At 37.6% G+C, this 19,969-nt stretch carries 19 protein-coding genes; 11 read left to right on the top strand and 8 right to left on the bottom strand.

Annotated elements, in window-relative coordinates; genetic code table 11:
* The coding region (locus AN490_RS04660) for a COR domain-containing protein (protein ID WP_300000443.1) at positions 1 to 2,127 on the top strand (2,127 nt) is incomplete at its 5' end.
* Positions 2,128 to 2,141: 14 nt separating this feature from the next.
* On the opposite strand, the gene AN490_RS04655 is transcribed toward AN490_RS04660, so the two are convergent.
* Complete coding sequence (locus AN490_RS04655) at positions 2,142 to 2,750, bottom strand: hypothetical protein (RefSeq protein ID WP_300000441.1); 609 nt, start codon at positions 2,748 to 2,750, stop codon at positions 2,142 to 2,144.
* A 685-nt stretch (positions 2,751 to 3,435) separates the two neighbouring features.
* Between AN490_RS04655 and AN490_RS04650 the strand changes: the two genes are divergently transcribed.
* The 5 genes from AN490_RS04650 to AN490_RS04630 all read left to right on the top strand — a co-directional run bounded on the left by AN490_RS04650 (position 3,436) and on the right by AN490_RS04630 (position 9,748).
* Positions 3,436 to 4,755, top strand: a complete 1,320-nt coding sequence (locus tag AN490_RS04650; protein ID WP_300000439.1) for a transposase — start codon at positions 3,436 to 3,438, stop codon at positions 4,753 to 4,755.
* A gap of 297 nt (positions 4,756 to 5,052) precedes the next feature.
* Positions 5,053 to 7,437, top strand: a complete 2,385-nt coding sequence (gene purL / locus AN490_RS04645) for a phosphoribosylformylglycinamidine synthase subunit PurL (protein ID WP_300000437.1) — start codon at positions 5,053 to 5,055, stop codon at positions 7,435 to 7,437.
* 200 nt (positions 7,438 to 7,637) lie between these two features.
* The gene (purF, locus tag AN490_RS04640; RefSeq protein ID WP_300000435.1) at positions 7,638 to 9,128 is read left to right on the top strand and encodes an amidophosphoribosyltransferase; all 1,491 of its coding nucleotides are present in this window, start codon (positions 7,638 to 7,640) and stop codon (positions 9,126 to 9,128) included.
* 139 nt (positions 9,129 to 9,267) lie between these two features.
* The gene (locus AN490_RS04635; protein WP_148766155.1) at positions 9,268 to 9,534 is read left to right on the top strand and encodes a hypothetical protein; all 267 of its coding nucleotides are present in this window, start codon (positions 9,268 to 9,270) and stop codon (positions 9,532 to 9,534) included.
* Entirely contained in the window at positions 9,521 to 9,748 is a 228-nt protein-coding gene (locus AN490_RS04630) for a hypothetical protein (RefSeq protein ID WP_148766153.1), read from the top strand. The genes AN490_RS04635 and AN490_RS04630 overlap by 14 nt, the downstream gene beginning before the upstream one ends.
* A 25-nt stretch (positions 9,749 to 9,773) precedes the next feature.
* Here the strand turns inward: AN490_RS04630 and AN490_RS04625 are convergent, their stop codons facing one another.
* Positions 9,774 to 10,739, bottom strand: a complete 966-nt coding sequence (locus AN490_RS04625) for a serine protease (RefSeq protein ID WP_300000432.1) — start codon at positions 10,737 to 10,739, stop codon at positions 9,774 to 9,776.
* A 12-nt stretch (positions 10,740 to 10,751) separates the two neighbouring features.
* Complete coding sequence (locus tag AN490_RS04620; protein WP_300000430.1) at positions 10,752 to 11,126, bottom strand: hypothetical protein; 375 nt, start codon at positions 11,124 to 11,126, stop codon at positions 10,752 to 10,754.
* Positions 11,127 to 11,646: 520 nt separating this feature from the next.
* On the opposite strand from AN490_RS04620, the gene AN490_RS04615 reads away from it, so the two are divergent.
* Positions 11,647 to 11,910, top strand: coding sequence for a glutaredoxin family protein (locus tag AN490_RS04615; protein ID WP_015083559.1), 264 nt, complete (start codon positions 11,647 to 11,649; stop codon positions 11,908 to 11,910).
* Positions 11,911 to 11,964: 54 nt separating this feature from the next.
* Complete coding sequence (locus AN490_RS04610) at positions 11,965 to 13,455, top strand: UDP-N-acetylmuramoyl-L-alanyl-D-glutamate--2,6-diaminopimelate ligase (RefSeq protein ID WP_300000426.1); 1,491 nt, start codon at positions 11,965 to 11,967, stop codon at positions 13,453 to 13,455.
* A 66-nt stretch (positions 13,456 to 13,521) separates the two neighbouring features.
* On the opposite strand, the gene AN490_RS04605 is transcribed toward AN490_RS04610, so the two are convergent.
* A complete protein-coding gene (locus tag AN490_RS04605; RefSeq protein ID WP_300000425.1) occupies positions 13,522 to 14,964 on the bottom strand; it encodes a HAMP domain-containing sensor histidine kinase in 1,443 nt (480 codons plus the stop codon).
* A 162-nt stretch (positions 14,965 to 15,126) separates the two neighbouring features.
* The gene (locus AN490_RS04600) at positions 15,127 to 15,387 is read right to left on the bottom strand and encodes a hypothetical protein (RefSeq protein WP_300000424.1); all 261 of its coding nucleotides are present in this window, start codon (positions 15,385 to 15,387) and stop codon (positions 15,127 to 15,129) included.
* Between the two features lie 218 nt (positions 15,388 to 15,605).
* On the opposite strand from AN490_RS04600, the gene AN490_RS04595 reads away from it, so the two are divergent.
* Together AN490_RS04595 and AN490_RS04590 are read left to right on the top strand one after the other, a co-directional pair.
* Positions 15,606 to 16,049 (top strand): BON domain-containing protein, encoded by a 444-nt coding sequence (locus AN490_RS04595; protein WP_300000422.1) that lies wholly within the window; start codon positions 15,606 to 15,608, stop codon positions 16,047 to 16,049.
* 165 nt (positions 16,050 to 16,214) lie between these two features.
* Positions 16,215 to 16,670 carry a cupin domain-containing protein gene (locus tag AN490_RS04590; protein WP_300000420.1) on the top strand — a complete coding sequence of 152 codons (456 nt, stop codon included), beginning with the start codon at positions 16,215 to 16,217 and terminating at the stop codon, positions 16,668 to 16,670.
* Here AN490_RS04590 and AN490_RS04585 read toward each other — a convergent pair.
* From AN490_RS04585 to AN490_RS04575, 3 genes are read right to left on the bottom strand one after another with little or no spacing between them, the layout of a single operon-like run.
* Positions 16,667 to 16,819, bottom strand: coding sequence for a hypothetical protein (locus AN490_RS04585; protein WP_300000418.1), 153 nt, complete (start codon positions 16,817 to 16,819; stop codon positions 16,667 to 16,669). The two genes, AN490_RS04590 and AN490_RS04585, sit on opposite strands and share 4 nt — an antisense overlap.
* An 18-nt stretch (positions 16,820 to 16,837) precedes the next feature.
* Positions 16,838 to 17,644: an SDR family oxidoreductase gene (locus tag AN490_RS04580; RefSeq protein ID WP_300000416.1), complete on the bottom strand. Its 807-nt coding sequence runs from the start codon at positions 17,642 to 17,644 to the stop codon at positions 16,838 to 16,840.
* 29 nt (positions 17,645 to 17,673) lie between these two features.
* Positions 17,674 to 18,048 (bottom strand): hypothetical protein, encoded by a 375-nt coding sequence (locus AN490_RS04575; protein ID WP_300000414.1) that lies wholly within the window; start codon positions 18,046 to 18,048, stop codon positions 17,674 to 17,676.
* A 203-nt stretch (positions 18,049 to 18,251) separates the two neighbouring features.
* Between AN490_RS04575 and corA the strand changes: the two genes are divergently transcribed.
* Entirely contained in the window at positions 18,252 to 19,403 is a 1,152-nt protein-coding gene (gene corA, locus AN490_RS04570) for a magnesium/cobalt transporter CorA (RefSeq protein ID WP_300000412.1), read from the top strand.
* Positions 19,404 to 19,969: the final 566 nt, after the last annotated feature.

Here is a 19,969-nt window from a genome sequence, read left to right as displayed (position 1 = left end):
CTCAGTAACAATCAACTGACAACATTGCCAGAAGCCATTGCCCAACTCTCCAATCTGAGCGTGCTTTACCTCAGTAACAATCAACTGACAACATTGCCAGAAGCCATTGCCCAACTCTCCAATCTGAGGGAGCTTGACCTCAGTTACAATCAACTGACAACATTGCCAGAAGCCATTCAACAATTATCTCAACTCGAAAAACTCGATTTACGTGGGAATCAGCTAAATATTCCCGCAGAAATTTTAGGGAGCAGTTGGGATAGCTTAGGTAAACCGTCACAGATTCTCACCTACTATTTCTCTCTGGAAACTGAGGAGAAACAACCTCTCAATGAAGCTAAGGTATTGCTAGTTGGTCAAGGAACTGTGGGTAAAACTTCCCTAGTTAAACGACTGATTAATAACACATTTGATGCCAACGAAAGCAAAACCCAAGGCATCAATATTGAAAATTGGCGTTTAGAAGTTAATCAGCAAAACATTCGACTAAATATATGGGATTTTGGTGGACAGGAAATCATGCACGCTACCCACCAATTTTTTCTCACTAAACGGAGCCTTTATTTGCTGGTAATTAATGCCCGTGAAAATGAACAACAAAATAGATTGGAATATTGGCTAAAAATTATTCAGAGTTTTGGCGGTGATTCCCCGATTATTTTAGTTGGCAATAAAATTGATGATCATCCTTTGGATCTTGATCAAACAGGCTTACGCAGAAAATACGAAAATATTAAAGATATAGTTCCTATTTCTTGTAAAACTGGAGCAGGTATAGAAAAATTATTATTAATTATTAAACGCGAACTTACTAATTTAGAAGGCATTAATGACCCTTTACCTAAAAGTTGGTTTCAGGTAAAAACCCATTTAGAAAAGACGAAAAAGGACTATATTCTTTACCACGAATATCAAAGTATTTGCCAGAATGAACAAATTATTGAAGAACTTAAACAATCTACTTTAATTGAATTGCTGCATCAACTGGGTATTGTTCTCAATTTTAGAGATGATTTCGGCTTAAAAGGTGTTCCGGTGCTTAATTCGGAATGGGTAACAAGTGGTGTTTATAAAATTCTCAATGACAATTTATTAATGACTCAATTTCGGGGTATATTGACACTTAAAGAACTAAGAAGAATTTTAGATCCTGTTAAATATCCCGACGATAAGCCAGAATTTATTATCAAAATGATGGAGAAGTTTGAACTCTGTTTTCCTTTGGATAATAAAAATCAATATCTCATTCCTGACTTGTTACCAAAGGAAGAACCTGCAACTGGGGAATGGGAGAATGTTCTGGCTTTTGAATATCATTATAATATTTTACCTAGCAGCATTATTTCCCGTTTTATTGTGAGAATGCACCATCAAGCAGATAAAAAAACTTGGTGGCGAAGTGGTATTGTATTAAAATCTGGCAACAATCGAGCATTATTAAAAAGTGATCAAGAAGACCGCAAAATCTTTATTTTTATTAGTGGTAATAGTTCCACCCGCAGAGAGTTACTCGCAATAATTCGTTCTCAGTTCGATAGTATTCATCAAACTATTAAAGGTTTAGAAGCGAAAGAAAAAGTACCAATTCCCGGATATTCTGGTATATTTGCAGATTATAAAAATTTACTGGTTTATGCAGAGAGAAATTCACCTTACATTCCCGAAGGACTAATAGAAACATTTAATGCGCTAGAACTGCTAAATGGGATTGAATCAGAAGCAGAAAGACGAAAACGCCAAAATCGTGAGAGAATAGAATCACAAAAACCACGCAAACCGACTATGACACAAAAACCTGAAAAACCAACTATTTCTTCTGCTGAACGGGGTATTGCTTTGGCTATGGCTTTAATAGTATTAATAGCTTTTATCGTCCTGATTCTCAACCCTAGAAGTATGAATGGTAGTGCTTTAGCTATTGTAAGATTTTTAGCATCTGCATTTGCTGGTATTGCCGGTTATTTAGTTTCTGGTGATCTTGGTTTACAAGCTTCAATACCTTTTATGAAGACAAGAACCCAGGTTAAAGCCACAGGAGCATTTGCAGCATTTGTTTTAGTATTTCTACTTTTTTATATGGGTGTTCCTACTTCCGAAATAACACCACAACCAACCCCCACACCTTGATGAAAATCCTCATATTAACCGATAGGATAACATCCCGGATTAACTGCATGAATAAATTCACTCCCCGCTAGTGGTCTTCCTCTTTTATAAGCTGCTTCTTGAGGTTGTCCCCAACCTAATTGTAAAATGATTTCTAGAAAGTTCGGATTTTCCCATTTTAATAAAGTTGCCCATTCTGTTCTTTGGACAATTCTTTCTACATCTACTTTGGCAATTTTTTGATGTTGTTTACCATTACTAAAACTTAAATGTAAATCCATTTCCCCTGTGACTAAATACCAAAATTCTAAAATTGTATCTTTGGCAGGTTTCAATATTTCTAAATCACTTTCTAAAGCGATTAATTCAGTATCAATTTCTGGATAATGCAGATTTTTACCTTTAACAGTCATATCTTTCCAGATAATTCCAGAAACTTGATTTTCTCGTTGATATTCATGAATAGAGGTTTTAAAATCTTGGTAGGCCGTAAATCTTTGCAGTCCGTCGGTTCTGACAAACTGATCTATAAATGGATTACCAGAAACAGTTACATCTAACTTTAAACGTTCACCTTTTAAGCAAGCTTGGCGTTCGGTTGCCAATATCTGAATTAACTCTTGGGTATTATAAATATTTGACATCAGAACAAGACCTAATTAGTGATCAATCATCAGTTATTAGTTATTAGTTATGAAACTAATTATTAATTTTGTGTCAGATGGTAATCAAGATTGATTGAAGATTTAATTATTATCTCTTGATAGCAATAGAAATGCCGTATCAGAACCGACTATTTGTTTTATTGTTCATCCCATAGTAATGAATGTCGACATTATTCTATTTTACCTTGAGGAGTAGAATTAGGTTTATGGTCAAGAAAAAGCCCAATTCTCAAGAATCAGGGCTGAACAAGCAGAACTCAAAATTGCACAATTAGCCGAATGCTTAGGATTAACAAGTATAAAATCAGACTCACGCTAAAACTTAACCGCAAAAAAGCCTAATAATGATGATCTTATTAATTTAAGTAAGTTAACGCCTTATGTGAGTTAGAGTAACAAAAAAAGAAAGGGAAACTACAAGATCAAGGTAAAGACATTTTATGAAATTTATGCTTCAATTATTGGATAATCCATTTTGGGCATTAGTAAGAAAAGAAATTAATCAAATTTTACGCAATAGACAATTCAGCAGTGAGACTGCGTTGCTTTCGTGCCTGTACTCGTCTGGAGAAAACTTAGCCATAACCTTAAAATATTTACTTGCTATTTGTATATGGCTATTGTTTAATCAAATAAAGGAAACAACAATGGGAGGGACTTATATTTGCTAACAAACTATGTATATAAGCTACGTCCTAATATTAGTCAATCCGATAAAATGGACGGTTGGCTAGATATGCTCCGGTCTACTTACAATTGGAGTTTGGCTGACAGAATAGCTCAATACAACCAGCAATTTATTCAAGGTGACTATTGTGATATTAGGACTAAAGCAGAAGCTTGTCCATTAACTTGTTTTGTCAGTAAAAATGGAGCAAGTGGAGAGCCGTGGAAGGATGTTAAAACCGATAAAAATGGCAACATCAAAAACCCTCGACGCAGTGCTGGTGATATTCAAATAACGGCATTACCATATCTAAAAAAAGCTAGACCTTGGTTTGCTGAGATTGACTCTACAGTCCTACAGCAAAATGTCAAACGCCTTGACACTGCCTATAAAAACTTTTTTGAAGGGAGAGGGTTTCCTAAGTTTAAAAACCGGAGTAATTTTACCTCTTTTACTTACCAGATGGGCGTAAAAGCTCAAGGGAATAAAATCTATCTTCCTAAGTTGGGATGGCTGCGTTTTTTCAATTATCGCTCAATACCAACAGGCTTTACTATCAAAGCTGCCACATTAAGAAAGCGTCAAGATGGTTGGTATGTCTCAATTAGAATTGAAGATAAAACCATACCAGACTATGTAAAAAAACCGCTAAACGAAGTTAATTCTATTCTTGGTTGTGACTTAGGAATAACTAAACTTGTCCATTTCTCCGACAGACATCAAATTGATAATCCTAGATTCTCAACCAACAAAAAAGCTAGACGCACTTTAAAAATTAGACAGCGACGGATTAATCGTAAAGTCAAGGGTAGTAAGAATCGTAAAAAAGCAGCTAATAAGGTAGGACGGTTTCACAAAAAGATTACAGATAAAAGGACTGCTTATCAATGGAGTGTTGCTAATACAATAGTTTCTAGAAAGGTTGATGCTATTGCTTTAGAAGATTTAAATGTCTCCGGTATGTTGAGGCGTTGCCAAGTTAAGACCGATGAAAAAACTGGAAGATTTTTAAAGAATGGGCAATCTAGAAAAAAAGGATTAAACCGTTCTATTTCTGATGCAAGTTGGAGTGATTTAATTTTAAAAATTGAGTATCTCGCTGTAAAGCAAGGAAAAGTTGTAATTAAGATTAATCCTAAATACTCCAGTCAAGAATGTAGGAATTGTGGGCATACTGATAAGTCAAATCGTGATGGTGAGAAATTCATTTGTACTGAATGTGGATATCACGAACACGCTGATATTGGTGCTGCTAAAACGATTAGAGATAGAGCTTTGGAAATAGTACGCGGGGACTCCGCGAAACTTGCTGTTTAACAGCTAAACGCCCAGAAGATGAGCCAGTGCGGTCTTGGGGTTTCCCCAAGTAGAGCAACTGGCGGTATCAGCACGCACTTTTGTGCAAACGTACTGAGTCTGGGAACCTGTGTGAACAGGATATTAGGATTGTAAAATCTTAAGAATCCCCGCGTCTTTAGACCGGGGAGTGTCAAACACAAACCTGATACGATTCCAGCCCATTTACCAGAAATTTTTGTCAATGACAAGATTAAAAAAAAAGAAGTTGGGAATCTCAGATAGAATATTTCTCTGTCCTCTTGGTGCATAACTTCCATGACCACATTTGGTGAAAATCCCTTTTCCCCCCAAGAAATAGCCTCAGAAGGCATAAAACCAGAAGAATATACCGAAATCGTCCGCCGCTTAGGCCGTCACCCCAACAAAGCCGAACTAGGAATGTTTGGGGTGATGTGGTCAGAACATTGCTGTTATAAAAATTCCCGTCCATTACTCAAACAGTTTCCCACCACCGGACCACGCATTCTTGTCGGACCCGGTGAAAATGCTGGAGTTGTGGATATCGGCGACGGACTACAATTAGCGTTTAAAATAGAATCCCATAACCACCCTTCCGCCGTTGAACCATTTCAAGGTGCAGCCACGGGAGTAGGTGGGATATTAAGAGATATCTTTACCATGGGGGCGCGTCCCATAGCCTTATTAAATTCTTTGCGCTTTGGAGATTTGAATGATCCCAAAACCCAAAGATTGTTTGCAGGCGTAGTGGCGGGCATAAGCCATTATGGTAACTGCGTTGGAGTGCCGACTGTAGGTGGTGAAGTCTATTTTGACCCCGCTTACTCGGTCAATCCCCTGGTCAACGTCATGGCACTGGGTTTGATGGAAACGGCGGAAATTGTTAAATCAGGGGCTTCAGGCTTAGGAAATCCCGTGCTGTATGTGGGTTCAACCACCGGACGGGATGGCATGGGCGGCGCAAGTTTTGCCAGTGCGGAATTAACTGAGGAATCAATGGATAACCGTCCCGCTGTGCAAGTAGGAGATCCATTTGTCGAAAAGTCTTTGATTGAAGCTTGTTTAGAGGCATTTAAAACCGGGGCTGTAGTTGCGGCACAGGATATGGGGGCTGCGGGTATCACCTGTTCCACTTCGGAAATGGCTGCAAAAGGTGGTGTGGGGATTGACTTCGATTTAGATAAAATTCCGGTGCGGGAATCGGGAATGATTCCCTATGAATACCTGCTTTCGGAATCTCAAGAACGAATGTTGTTTGTGGCCGAAAAAGGACGAGAACAGGAATTAATTGATATTTTCCACCGTTGGGGACTGCAAGCGGTGGTTGCGGGGACTGTAATTGCAGAACCCATTGTCAGAATTTGGTTTGAGGGGAAAATAGCTGCCGAAATCCCGGCTGATGCTTTGGCGGAAAATACGCCTTTGTATGAAAGAGAATTATTAACAGAAGCCCCGGAATATGCCCAAAAAGCATGGCAATGGACAAGTGATAGTTTACCTGTTGGCAATGCTGCGGGTATTGAAATTGCAGGAAGTCTGCAAAGTTGGAATCAGATTCTATTGACTTTGCTAGATACTCCCTCTATTGCTTCTAAAAGCTGGGTTTATCGCCAATATGACCATCAAGTTCAAAATAACACCGTATTGTTACCCGGTGGTGCAGATGCGGCTGTGATTCGTATCCGTCCCTTAGAAGCACCCCAAAATCCAAAATCCAAAATCCAAAATCTAAAATCCGGCGTTGCAGCTACGGTAGATTGTAATTCTCGTTATGTTTATCTTGATCCTTATGAAGGGGCAAAGGCAGTAGTCGCGGAAGCTGCCCGCAATCTTAGCTGTGTGGGTGCTGAACCCATCGCTGTGACGGATAACCTCAATTTTGGTAGTCCAGAAAAACCCATTGGTTATTGGCAATTAGCGTCCGCTTGTCGGGGTTTGAGTGAGGGTTGTCGGGAGTTGGGAACGCCGGTAACTGGGGGGAATGTCTCTCTCTACAATGAAACTTTTGACGCAGAAGGTAATCCCCAACCAATTTATCCGACTCCGGTTGTGGGTATGGTGGGATTGATTCCTGATTTAACCAAAATTTGCGGACAAGGTTGGCAAAATGCAGATGATATAATTTATCTTCTAGGTTTATCAATTCAATCCAAAATCCAAAATCCAAAATCTAAAATAGAATTGGGTGCTTCTGAATATTTGGCAACTATTCATAATACGATCGCTGGTAAGCCGCCTAGAATTGATTTTGATTTAGAACGGCTTGTACAAAAGGCTTGTCGTGAGGGTATTCGCGCTGGTTGGGTAAATTCTGCCCATGATTCGGCTGAGGGTGGTGTGGCTGTTGCTATAGCCGAATCTTGTCTTTCTGGGAATTTGGGGGCGGAAATTAATTTCCCAATTAGTGCAAATCACGATTCCCGTTTTGATGAAGTTCTTTTTGGTGAAGGTGGGGCGAGAATTTTAGTTTCTGTCAGTGGAGAAAACCAAGAAAAATGGGAATCCTATTTACACCGAACTCTTCCAGAGAATTGGCAAAAACTGGGAACAGTGACTAATTCCGGTAATTTAGAGATTTTAACCGCAGATAACCATAAGTTACTCCAGGTTAGTCTCGAAGATATGAGCGATCGCTATTCTCAGGCAATCTCTAAACGTCTCGCTATCTACACCAATACCTAATCAACAGCAAAAATCAAGGTTTGAATACGAAAATTCACAATTCGCACTTGATTCTTAACCAATTTACGGTACTGTTTTAATGGATGGTTAAAGATTTGTTAAGAAGTTTTCAACTCTCCCTAAAGCAGGATGACAACTAGAATTTCTTTGCTTTTGACTTTTGACTTTTGAAAAACGTCCCCACCAGGAGCAATACCAGCATGATTCCCATGAATTCGGATGAGTACCCCCAAATTGCCAACAACCCAATCAATAGTCATGAAGAGCGCCCTGACAAGCCAGAAGAAGCTTGTGGTGTGTTTGGCATTTATGCCCCAGAACAAGACGTTGCTAAATTGACCTATTTTGGATTGTATGCTCTTCAGCATCGGGGTCAAGAATCTGCTGGGATTGCTACCTTTGAGGGTACGCGTGTCCACCAGCACAAAGATATGGGTTTGGTGTCTCAAGTCTTTAATGAAACCATTTTAGATCAATTACCCGGAAATTTGGCAGTTGGTCATAATCGCTATTCCACTACCGGTTCTAGTCGCAAAGTTAACGCCCAACCCGCTGTGGTGGAAACTCGGTTGGGTTTATTAGCTCTAGCACATAATGGTAATTTAGTCAATACCGTAAAATTGCGAGAAGAGTTACTCAAAGATAAGTTTAACTTAATCACGACCACGGACTCGGAAATGATTGCTTATGCGATCGCTCAGGAAGTCAACGCTGGTGTAGATTGGGTAACAGGGGCTATGAGTGCCTTTCATCGTTGCGAGGGTGCATTTAGTCTGACTATTGCCACACCTGATGGTATAATGGGAGTCCGTGACCCCAACGGCATTCGTCCCTTAGTTATTGGTACTTTAGATAGTAACCCAGTCCGTTATGTTCTCGCTTCCGAAACCTGCGGTTTAGATATTATCGGTGCGGAATATCTGCGTGATGTTGCCCCTGGAGAATTGGTTTGGATCACTGAAACTGGTTTAGAATCATTTCAATGGCATCAACAATCAGAACGCAAACTTTGCATCTTTGAAATGATCTATTTTGCCCGTCCTGATAGCCTCATGCACAACGAAACTTTATATAGTTATCGAATGCGGTTAGGACGGAAAATGGCGGCTGAAGCCCCTGTAGAAGCTGATTTAGTGTTTGGTGTTCCTGATTCTGGTATTCCTGCGGCCATTGGTTTTTCTCAAGCTTCTGGTATAGCTTATGGTGAAGGACTGATTAAAAATCGCTACGTCGGTCGCACCTTTATTCAACCTACCCAAGCCATGCGGGAATCAGGGATTAAAATGAAACTTAATCCCCTTAAAGATGTCTTATTCGGTAAGCGAGTTGTGATTATTGATGATTCCATTGTCCGGGGAACTACTAGCCGCAAACTTGTGCAAGCCTTGCGTGATGCTGGTGTAGCAGAAGTCCACATGAGAATTTCTTCTCCTCCTGTAACTCATCCTTGTTTCTATGGTATTGATACTGATACCCAAGATCAATTAATTGCTGCTACGAAGTCAGTTGAAGAAATAGCCAAGCAATTACAAGTTGATAGTTTAGCTTATTTGAGTTGGGAAGGAATGTTAGAAACCACCAGAGAAGATACTAATAGTTTTTGTTCAGCTTGTTTTACTGGTAATTATCCCGTGGCTATTCCTGAAAAAATGAAGCGTTCTAAGTTGATTTTGGAAAAGGTTGTAGTTTAGGAAATCGGGAATATCCAAGAAGTAATTAAATTGATAATTGATAATTTATAATTGTCAATTGTCAATTTTGGGGATAAAATAGAACATTAATTGAAACTAATTCCTCTTGTCACAATTCCTAATTGGAGATTGAAAACTTATGTTGAACATTACAAACACCAATTTTACACTGACAAGCAATAACTTCACTCATGAAGCAATGAGAGAAATAGCTTACAGTATGGATTTATTAATTCCTGGATTTTACTTATGGCTACCAGGAATACATATTCGGTTTGGTGGTGCTATTCCTGATGATCAACCTTACAGATATCCAGGTACGATACATAGTAATGTGGGTATGGCTTTAGTATTACCAGGTTATAAGATATTCACAACTTATCAGGGTAGTTATGACCCTCAATAAGCATCAAATACAGGGACTACCAAAGTTTAAATGTACAATTTTAGATGCAAATCAATTTGAAAAATTAATGATTGATGCTGGTTATTCTATATCAGGAACTGCTCCAGCGCAAGGTAACAGAATTAAAGTTTGGTGGGTTCATGAACAATACCCAAGAGTAGAATCTATTTATACTCCTGATCAGAAAAAGGTAATCACTGCTTATCATGTATAATTAAAATACTGCGGCTACTCAAAAACTAAAGGTATGCTTTAGAAGCAATTAAAGCCAGGTGAGTAGATTTAAATAAATCATTGATGTTTTTCAGGACGCAAAATATACAGCTTTCTAAAAGGTCAGATGATGGAGTTTTACGAAGTTCATTGATGAGATTACTTGTAGGTGAAGACTCTGGAATAGGAATATTATCTTCTTTTAAACTTATACCTGAAGATAGGCTTGATTGCAAAAACTTTTCTATCGGTATACCCCAATTGTTACTAAAATCTTGGGTTAAAGGTTTACATTCTTTACTATTATATTCTTTCCGGTGTCCTGATCTAGCATGAATTGCAACCACATGATCCGTATCATTAAATACAGGGCTGCCACTCATACCTTTCATAGTTGTATTAGTGTATTCAACTATATAGCCGTTTTGAAAATCTTCATCTTCATACTCTTGTTCTTTAGATTGCTTATTATTATTTACTTCTGATGAAGATGAAATTACCTGCAAAACTTGTCCCTTGTTAAATTCGTATTCTGGCTTGAAACAATCTTTCCATCCAGAAATAGAAACATTTGCATCTCGTTTTAAATCTTTACTCAATCTTGCTACAGGATATTTTTTGTCACTAGTAAATTCTACTATTGCTAAATCTAGAATTGGATCTTGTTTCACTTTTGTATAATCAACTTTATATTGTTCTCCATCATATGTTTCCACTTTATATGAATCACTCATATCGGAAGGTATGTCCTCTACATTATGTTTAGCTGTGAGGATATAGTATTGATTATCCTTGCTAGAGATTATAACTCCACTTGAAGGTGAAGTACCAATAATCAATACAGTTTGTTTTTTAATCTCAGGAGTCTCTGGTATTGGAGAAGTTGTATCTTTTATAACTGGTGGCTTTGGATTATTATTACAACTGGATATAAAAAAAAGTGTAATTACAACAGTAGTTAATAACTTGCTATTTTTTAGTAAGAATTTCATTTTCTATCCATTCTATTTGGTTAATTGAGGTAGAGTTGAAACCAACTCTATGACAACAAATTCATTTTCATTATCTCTTATTTCTAATATCCAAGTATTTTCGTCTTTTTTAAAATTTATACAATAACTTTCTTTTGGTTTAACAACCTTAACAGATATTTTATCATAATCTGGCTGTATTTTTTTGTTTATTATAATAGTATCCTCACCTGTTGGTACAACATCTATCTCAGGATTCAAAAGATTAATTGGATATTGCTGTTGATCACCAAAAGATAAATATGCTATTTGTTTATTTACTAGTTGTAATTTTGCTATCTGTATAGGTGGTGATTGTCTATTATAGATTTTAAAAAAAATATTTTTAAATTCTTTAACGTCTCTCATTATAATAAATAATGGAAATATTATAGGAATTATTATTAATAACGTTATCAAGATTTTGAAAAATAGCTTCCATTCACTATTTAAGCTTTTATCATTTTTATCATTGTTTGCTTTATTGGTTTTGTTATTTTCATTACTAGTAGATTTAGCTTTTTGTTCATAAATTATATATTTCTCAACCGAACGCGGAGGTGCAATTTTATCAAATGGGTTTTTAGGTGTTAATTTTAAAGGCTCTACCGCTCCCTTTATGATATTTTCGGTAAAATATCCCTGAAACCCCTACACCGATTGGATTTGAGGTCTTATTAATTTAGATTAAACCCATGTACACCAATGGTTTTGGATATATTAAAAGGATGTTTGATCATAAGGGGAACGGTAGAACCAATTTTATTAACTATTATCTACTTTCTTATCCTGTTAATCCTTTAATCGGTGAGTATCCTGATTCTGACATTTTTGATATATTCAGTTAAAATAATCATAAAATACATTTTCATCGTTTAAATCTCCACCCATGCAATTAATTCTCTACAGCAAACCCGGTTGTCATCTTTGTGAAGGCTTACAGGAAAAACTAGCACAAATCAAAAATCTCAGTTTCCAGCTAGAAATTCGAGATATTACCACCCGTGAAGATTGGTTTGCAGCATATCAATACGAAATCCCGGTACTGCATTTAGTCACCAGGGACGGCACAGAAAAACTGATACCCCGTCCTTCTCCCCGTCTCAGTATCGAACGTTTAGAAAAAATGTTAGGTCAATATGTCTCCCAATAGATGACAAAATGATGCAGAATAAGCGCAAGACAAGCTTGTGGCGAGGTTCACCAGATGAAATTACGGGAATTATTAGCGACTGTAGATGGGATTAATTCTGTAAATATACCAGATATTGATATTCAGGGACTTAAAACTAATTCCCATGCTTGCACAGTGGGAGATTTGTTTATCGGAATGCCAGGAACTAGAGTAGACGGTGGAGAGTTTTGGCCAGGTGCTTTAGCTGCTGGTGCTGTAGCGGCGATTATTTCTTCGGAAGCAATGCAGAAAAATCCGCCTACAGCTAACTCTGTAGTCATTAGTGCCGATAATATGACTAAAGCCTGCGCTCAAATAGCCGCAGCTTTTTATGGTTATCCTGGACAAAAACTGAAAATGGTGGGTGTGACGGGGACAAATGGTAAAACTACCACCACTCATCTGATTGAATATTTCCTAACTCACGCTAATTTACCGACGGCTTTAATAGGCACACTTTACACCCGCTGGCCTGGTTTTGAGGAAACCGCTGTGAATACTACTCCTTTTGCAGTAGATTTGCAGCAACAATTAGCTAAAGCCATGAATGCTGGTTGTGAAACTGGGGTAATGGAAGTTAGTTCTCATGCTTTGCACCAGGGTAGAGTTTTGAATTGTGCTTTTGAAGTGGGGGTATTTACCAACCTTACCCAAGACCATTTGGACTATCACAAGGATATGGAGGACTATTTTGCCGCGAAAGCGTTGTTATTTAGTCCCAATTATCTCCACGGACGGGCAATTATCAACGCTGATGATGTTTATGGTAAACGGATAATTGCGTCCTTGAGTCCAGAACAGGTTTGGAGTTATAGCGTTAATGATAGTACCGCTGATTTTTGGATGAGTGATTTAAATTATCAACCAAATGGTGTGAGCGGAATTTTACATACTCCCCAAGGAAATGTAGATTTTAGTTGTCCTTTAGTTGGTCAATATAACTTAGAAAATCTTTTAGCTGCTGTGGGTGCGGTTGTCCATGTGGGTTTAGATTTGCAATTGGTAGCAAATGCCATTCCTGGGTTTCCCGGCGTTCCTGGCCGCATGGAACGGGTGCAAATTCACCCACAGCAAGATATTAGCGTGATTGTAGATTATGCCCATACTCCCGATAGTTTGGAGAATTTACTGAAAGCTGCCCGGCCGTTTATTCCTGGTAAAATGATTTGTGTGTTTGGTTGTGGAGGAGACCGCGATCGCACTAAACGTCCAAAAATGGGTAAAATAGCGGCTGAACTCGCAGATTTAGCAGTAGTGACATCAGACAACCCCCGCACGGAAAACCCAGAAAAGATATTACAGGACGTATTAGCAGGTATTCCTGATATAGTACAACCAATGGTTGTGAGCGATCGCGCTACCGCAATTCGGACGGCTATTTTACAGGCTCAACCTGGAGACGGTGTATTATTAGCCGGTAAGGGTCACGAAGACTATCAAATTCTGGGTACTGAAAAAATTCATTTTGACGACAGAGAACAAGCACGGGAAGCTTTACAGCAAAGAATAAATAGCCAAAATTAATTAACCCATCTTCAAGGGGTGGGGTTTCCCCGCCCTTGTTTCGCACCAAGTTGTAGAAAATCTATTTTACACTTGATGACCGACTTCCAAAGGTAAGAAAATTGTTAATACTTCCCCATTTTGAGGACGTTGACGCACAATCAACTTTCCACCAATTGCTTGAAATAAATGCTTAGTTGCTGCCATATTTAAACTAATTGCCCCTGTTTCCGGCTGAAACATTAATAATTGACCTAAAGATTTGCGAATTGGTGGTGTTGTTGTATAGCCTTTATCTTGACAATCAAACTGAGGAGATAATTGCAATTTTAGCTGATCACCAGCAGTCATTACTTGCACCTGAATACAACTACCAGCAGGTAAACTGCGAGTAAAATTCTCTATTAAACCAGTAAGTACCCGGTCTAACATCGCCGGATTACTAACCACCGTGGGGAATTGCTTCGGTAAAACCACATTTAAAGTTAAATTACGCCGAGTTGCTGCTTGTTGCCAACGGGGAATACTTTGCAGTAAAATATCCTCTAAACACATTGGGGTCAAGTGTGAATTAGCCAATTTTAAAGGTTGTGATAAATTCTCTAATTCTGCTGCTTTAAATAATAACTCCATCCGGTCAATTTGCTCAGTACATTCATGATCAATAACTTCTAAACGACTGATTACATTCCCCGGCAAATCCTGCCGTTTTAATAGTAACCGTGTCATCATCCGAATAGTTGTCAATGGAGTACGAACTTCATGAGCAAAGGCTTGGAGTAATTCTATGTCAGAACGAGATGGAGATTTTGGCAGTGGAGTTGGTGAATGAAAATGTGATGAAGTATGTGTAACTGGATTATTTTCTGTAATTGTTAATTCTTGAAGTAATAACTGACTAAATTGAATTATAGTGTGATAATCTGGTGCAACCAAAGGATAGTTTTGCACCTGAATATCTAAATCAGCAAACAATTCTGGATTAGTTAAAACTACCCTAGCACCTAAAGATTGCCAAGCTTTTTTTACTATTTCCGGTTCAAAGGAAAACAAAAACTCTTTTTTACCATTTTGATGTTCCCCCAAAACCAAAACTAATCTAAATTTATCTGTAAACACCAAACAAAACTGTTCCGCACCCAAAGGATCAGCCGGTAATAAAGGTAAGATAGATTCTTGAAAAGTAGTATTATCGGAAGTATTTGTTTCTATATTATTTATATTCCGCGCCATTTCTGATGGCATAATGAATGGCATCAACGCCAAAGGGTTAAAAGGTCTGGCTGTAAAAGTTACCGTTTGTAACCGTTGTGTTAGTTGGGGGTGACTAAATAAAGGTGCAGGTGCGGCTAATACCAAACCTGGAGTAGTATCAGGTGAAGTTGCAGCTAAAGTTTTCAACAGCAAGTTTTCCGTGGCTGCGAGACTGACACGCCATTGCTGTTCTGCTTTAGCCGAGGAACACTCAGCAAGATGAGATTGATTTTCAGATAAAACTTCCTTGAGACTTGGCAAAATCCATTCGTACACAGGTTTTCACCTCTTGATTGCTTCAGCAGCTAATGGTGGCTATATTAGACATTTGCAAACTATATCTACGAGATTATCGTCATTAGTGTGAAGATAGAAAGTGGTATAACCGAACAATTCAGGTGCAATATCCTCTCTTTGTCAGTTGTCAGTTGTCGGTTGTCAGTTGTCATTGGGAAGAAATATTCCCCCACTTCCTCCACTTCCTCCACTTCCTCCACTTCCCCCACTTCCCCCACTTCCTCCACTTCCCCCACTTCCTCCACTTCCTCCACTTCCCCCACTTCCCCCACTTCCCCCACTTCCCCCACTTCCTCCACTTCCCCCACTTCCCAGTCCCCAGTCCCCAATTATCAATCCCAAAAAAGATGCGGCTGAGTCTCTATGATAGAGAATATAGAGATAGTGGCTATCAGTGAGCATCAAACCGTCAATATTCTATAGCCATGAGTACAATTAAATTGGCTCTTTTCAATAAAAGCGTTTTAATTTAGTTATTGGAAAGTTGTCATATTGTCAGTTATTCAGGTATTTGGTTTATGACTTTTGGGTGTAGCAATTTAATTGTTTTTTAAGATTTGCTCCTGGGCATCACTCACAGTAAAATCCATCACTTCAAGTATTCAATTTTGGAAATCAACATGAAAAAGCTCATTCCTTTTCTCGTTAGTAGCGTTTTATTAGCTGGTATGGTTGGTTGTCAAGAAGCACCAAAAACAGGTTCAGAAACTACTGGTACTACCAGTGAAACTCCTGCTGTACCAGCCAAACCCGCTTCTGATACGACGCGAATTATAGATAATTCTACTGCAACTCCTACTGCAACTCCTACTGCAACTTCTACTGCAACTCCTTCTGCAACTTCTACATCTACAACCGACTTAAAAACTGAAATTAGCAAAAAACTAAAAGCCAGTTTACCTGAGAATAAGTTGGAAGTAGTCAACAAAAATGGGGCAATTATCCTTAAAGGAACAGCAACTTCTCAGCAAGAAATTACACAAGCTGAAACTTTAATCAAGGAAATAGTTGGTGTGAAAAGTGTCAAGGTAGAAGCTGAAGTGAAGACAGAGAAAAAACTTTAGTCATTCTATTTTATCCCATTGGGATAGTGAATTGGTTTTGCAATCATCTATTTTTCAAATGGGTATAACCTGAGATTAAAATCTATCAGGGCTTACTTTAGTTAGTAAGTCCTGTTTTTGGGGATTTTCTACCCATTTCTTCATCACCAATTACCCATTAAAAATATGTACGATACTAGTTGTGTAATTCCCATTATTAAATCTCCCAAAGATTATCAAGCATATCGAATTAGTCCCCGTGACTCTAACCGATTAGCAATTATCTTTGATTCTGCAAGTGCTAATACTTCTTTAACTTGTTGTGTGGAAATCTTTGATGTTGGTGGACAAACACCACCAAATCGGCATCAATGGGCTGTAGAAATGTTTTTTATCCTTAAAGGAGAAGGCATTGCAATTTGTGATGGGAAAACAGTAAATATCAAAGCTGGAGATAGTTTTTTAGTACCACCAACAGGGACACATTTAATTAAAAATACTGGTAAAAATCGTCTTTATGCCTTAACAATTATGGTTCCTAATGAGGATTTTTCAGAACTAATTCGCAGTGGTATTCCTGTGGAATTAGATGCTGAAGATATGACTATTCTGGGAAGATTAGATTCTTTGAAGTTTTTTTAAGTAAGTAGGTAGACGGGAAAAATTGTTGTTATGGCAAGGGAACTTAATTCTTGGGAAATTTTGGCATTGGGATATACAGCACTTTCCGGTGTTATGAGGTACATATCCAGCGGGCAAAATGCCCGCACTACAAAAGTTTTATAATTCATATTTTTTTGCTCTCTTTTTTATAATTGTGAAAAAAGATTTTGCCAATCAATTATAGTCGGTCTATCTCCTTGATTGACTATTTCAAAAACTTTGTTAATAGAATTTTGATAAAATAAACTTTCTACACAAGTTGCAGCTACATCAATTCGGCTAGTATCACCGGAAATTGTATCTCCTTTTCCAAAAATGACGTTTAATTTACCTTCACTTGTGGCTTTGAGTAGGGTATTGAGATCATAGGATGTATAAGGGCCATCGGTTAAACGTCCGGGACGAATGATAGTATAAGGGATTCCCGAATTAATAATGGCTTGTTCTCCTTTTTCTTTAGCATCAAGTACACCAAAAAGATTCAAAATATTAAAAGGAAATTGATGTTTACGGAGAATTCCGCAGGAAGAAACAAACACGAAGCGGTTTAAGTTTTTTGGTGCTGCGGAGATCAGATTAATTACACCTTGAGTATCAACTTTAGTCGGGGTATTTTTCGCTTTGTCTTCTAAAAATTGGGGATTAAATGCAGTTATTACCAATTCAATCATATTGGGGGTTTGATTAAATTCCCATCTTGCAGAGGGAAAAGCGGTAGTTCCTGTACAACAAATAATGGCGGTAATATTTGCCATTGCTGCTGTCAATGTGCTGGGTTCACAGATATCACCAATTGCAATTTCTACTTTGTTATTAAACATTTTTGCGGCTTTTTCGGCATTCCTGGTGAGAATACGAACTGGTAAGCCTTTTTCTAATAGTTTACTAACTACAAGTTGTCCAACTCCACCGGTAGAACCAACAACTAAGATCAGATTTTCACTAGTATTCATAAATGGAAGATCTCTGGAATAGGGTATATTTAATCTACAATAATTTTGGTTTTACCTTTATGTCCATGAATTAAGGCAATTTGTTCCCATCCTTGAGTATACCAGGCTGTGGATTTAGGTGCTTTCAACCATTGCATAACTTCAATATTAGCAGAATGTTGACTAATATCTTGATGGAAAAGTTGAAAATAACATCCTATGGCAACTATACCAGAAATGTTGATACCTGTTACATCTTGATCCCTTACTAGTTTAAAACTTTGGAGATGATAATTATTTCGTGAGTTTTCTCCAAATACTAATTTTCTCCCTCTTTGATTTTGCAGTTGTTGAAAAGATGGTAGAGATGCATTGGTGGCATAACTGGAATGTGGTAAAATTCTAGCGATAGCTGCGCTGACCAAAGGTACGCTACTTGTCCATCTGGTAAAATAAAACCACCACCTATAATCTGCTGCAATGGTTTTGCTTCAGGTTCAATTAACCAAAATGTTTGCTGATTTGGTTGCATAAGCATATTTTTCTGCTTTTTATATCTGGATAAATTAGAAGTATTATATGATATGCGTTAAGATTTAAATCAGTAATATCTAGAGACTTAAAATTTATGGTTAAGAAAATTCGCCGAGTTTCCAAATTTATCCATAAATCACACGATAAAGAATTTTTTCACCAAGCAGGAACTCCACCAGGAACAATCATTGTTGATGAAAATGCTGAACAACCAATTATTTTTCTGATTGACTATAACCAAACTGAACTCATTCAGAAACAAATAAGTTATCCAGAAGAATGTCTTAATTATTTGGATACAGAATCTGTTTCTTGGGTAGATGTTCAAGGTTTAGGTAGTAAAGATATTTTACATCGTTTAGGTCAAACTTTTGATTTACATACTCTAATTTTAGAAGATATTGTCAACATGGTAGAACGACCAAAAATCGAGGATTATGAAGAGCAATTAGTGATTATTGCCCACATGGTTGTACCTAATCATAATAATGGCGGTTTTTATAGTGAACAAGTGAGTTTAGTTTTAGGCAAATATTATGTTTTGACAGTGCAAGAAGAACCAGAACACGATTGTTTTGATGGGGTGAGAATGAGAATTAATAAGAATAAAGGTATTATCCGCAGACAAGGTAGTGATTACTTGGCTTATTCTTTATTAGACGCAATTATTGATGGATTCTTCCCAGTTTTAGAACTTTATGGCGAACGAATTGATGATTTAGAAGACGAAGTAATCGTTAATCCTAGTCAACAAACATTGCAAAAAATATATCAAATTCGGCGGGAATTATTACAACTACGTCGCGCAATTTGGCCACAAAGAGATGCGATTAATTCTTTAATTAGAGATGGTAGTGAATTAATTAGTGATGATGTGAGAATTTATCTAAGAGACTGTTATGATCATGCAGTTCAAGTCATGGATATAGTGGAAACTTATCGAGAATTAGTGGCTGGTTTAATGGATGTTTATTTATCAGCAATTAGTAATAAAATGAATGAAATCATGAAACTGCTGACGGTGGTTTCTTCTATTTTTATTCCTTTGACTTTTATTGCTGGGGTATATGGGATGAATTTCAATACCGAAAAATCACCCCACAATATGCCGGAATTAAATTGGTATTGGGGCTACCCGCTATGTTTAGGAGTAATGGCGTTAGTGGCAATCAGTTTACTATACTTTTTTTGGCGACGGGGTTGGTTGACTAATTCTGTTAATTTTCAAAAAGATATTCATCGCTAAATTCGATAAAATAGAGACGTTTGATTAAACATCTCTAAGTGGTGAATGCAATTAAATAACAGGGGCTGCTGTAAATATAAACCACAGCAACAATGCTAGAACTAAAACACCAATTTTCACAAGCAGATACGTATAAGCATGAGGGATCAGCAAATTTTGGGTTGTCATATTCCACCTCTACCTACTAGTGCTTAACTAGTTATTTAACAAAAGGAGTATTTTTCTCAATACCTTTGGCATTTTTGTTACGAATCAAGGCTTTTTCCAATTTGGTGAAGGTATTGTTTATTAACTGATACTTTTAACCGAGACATTACCCGACATCTGAGATATCGTGAATATCTAGTATAACATCACCAACTGAGTTAGTGAAGGTGGTATCCTATATGCCTTAGAACATAATTCTAATGGCTCTTGATTGTCTATCAACGAGTTCAATACCCAAATTTTCTCTAGAACTACCAAGTTTTCTAAAGAAAGGTTTATTTTCTTTGTAGCCATTCAAGTCTATTCGGAACCATTACAGTTACTCAAAATATTTATTGACTTTAAATTAACTACAAAAC

The sequence above is a fragment of the Anabaena sp. AL09 genome, assembly GCF_001672255.1.
Taxonomy (GTDB): Bacteria; Cyanobacteriota; Cyanobacteriia; order Cyanobacteriales; family Nostocaceae; genus Dolichospermum; species Dolichospermum lemmermannii.
The sequence above is the reverse complement of the archived record's forward strand: the minus strand, read 5'-3'. Positions and strand labels throughout refer to the sequence as shown.

Bases quoted from the DNA above. Each gene is read 5' to 3' on its own strand.
- AN490_RS04600 (WP_300000424.1), bottom strand. From the start codon at position 15,387: ATGCTCACTGATAGCCACTATCTCTATATTCTCTATCATAGAGACTCA.
- purF (WP_300000435.1), top strand. From the start codon at position 7,638: ATGATTCCCATGAATTCGGATGAGTACCCCCAAATTGCCAACAACCCA.
- AN490_RS04620 (WP_300000430.1), bottom strand. From the start codon at position 11,126: ATGAGAGACGTTAAAGAATTTAAAAATATTTTTTTTAAAATCTATAAT.
- corA (WP_300000412.1), top strand. From the start codon at position 18,252: ATGGTTAAGAAAATTCGCCGAGTTTCCAAATTTATCCATAAATCACAC.
- purL (WP_300000437.1), top strand. From the start codon at position 5,053: ATGACCACATTTGGTGAAAATCCCTTTTCCCCCCAAGAAATAGCCTCA.
- AN490_RS04615 (WP_015083559.1), top strand. From the start codon at position 11,647: ATGCAATTAATTCTCTACAGCAAACCCGGTTGTCATCTTTGTGAAGGC.
- AN490_RS04580 (WP_300000416.1), bottom strand. From the start codon at position 17,644: ATGAATACTAGTGAAAATCTGATCTTAGTTGTTGGTTCTACCGGTGGA.
- AN490_RS04635 (WP_148766155.1), top strand. From the start codon at position 9,268: ATGTTGAACATTACAAACACCAATTTTACACTGACAAGCAATAACTTC.
- AN490_RS04590 (WP_300000420.1), top strand. From the start codon at position 16,215: ATGTACGATACTAGTTGTGTAATTCCCATTATTAAATCTCCCAAAGAT.
- AN490_RS04625 (WP_300000432.1), bottom strand. From the start codon at position 10,739: ATGAAATTCTTACTAAAAAATAGCAAGTTATTAACTACTGTTGTAATT.
- AN490_RS04655 (WP_300000441.1), bottom strand. From the start codon at position 2,750: ATGTCAAATATTTATAATACCCAAGAGTTAATTCAGATATTGGCAACC.
- AN490_RS04630 (WP_148766153.1), top strand. From the start codon at position 9,521: ATGACCCTCAATAAGCATCAAATACAGGGACTACCAAAGTTTAAATGT.
- AN490_RS04595 (WP_300000422.1), top strand. From the start codon at position 15,606: ATGAAAAAGCTCATTCCTTTTCTCGTTAGTAGCGTTTTATTAGCTGGT.
- AN490_RS04610 (WP_300000426.1), top strand. From the start codon at position 11,965: ATGAAATTACGGGAATTATTAGCGACTGTAGATGGGATTAATTCTGTA.
- AN490_RS04585 (WP_300000418.1), bottom strand. From the start codon at position 16,819: ATGAATTATAAAACTTTTGTAGTGCGGGCATTTTGCCCGCTGGATATG.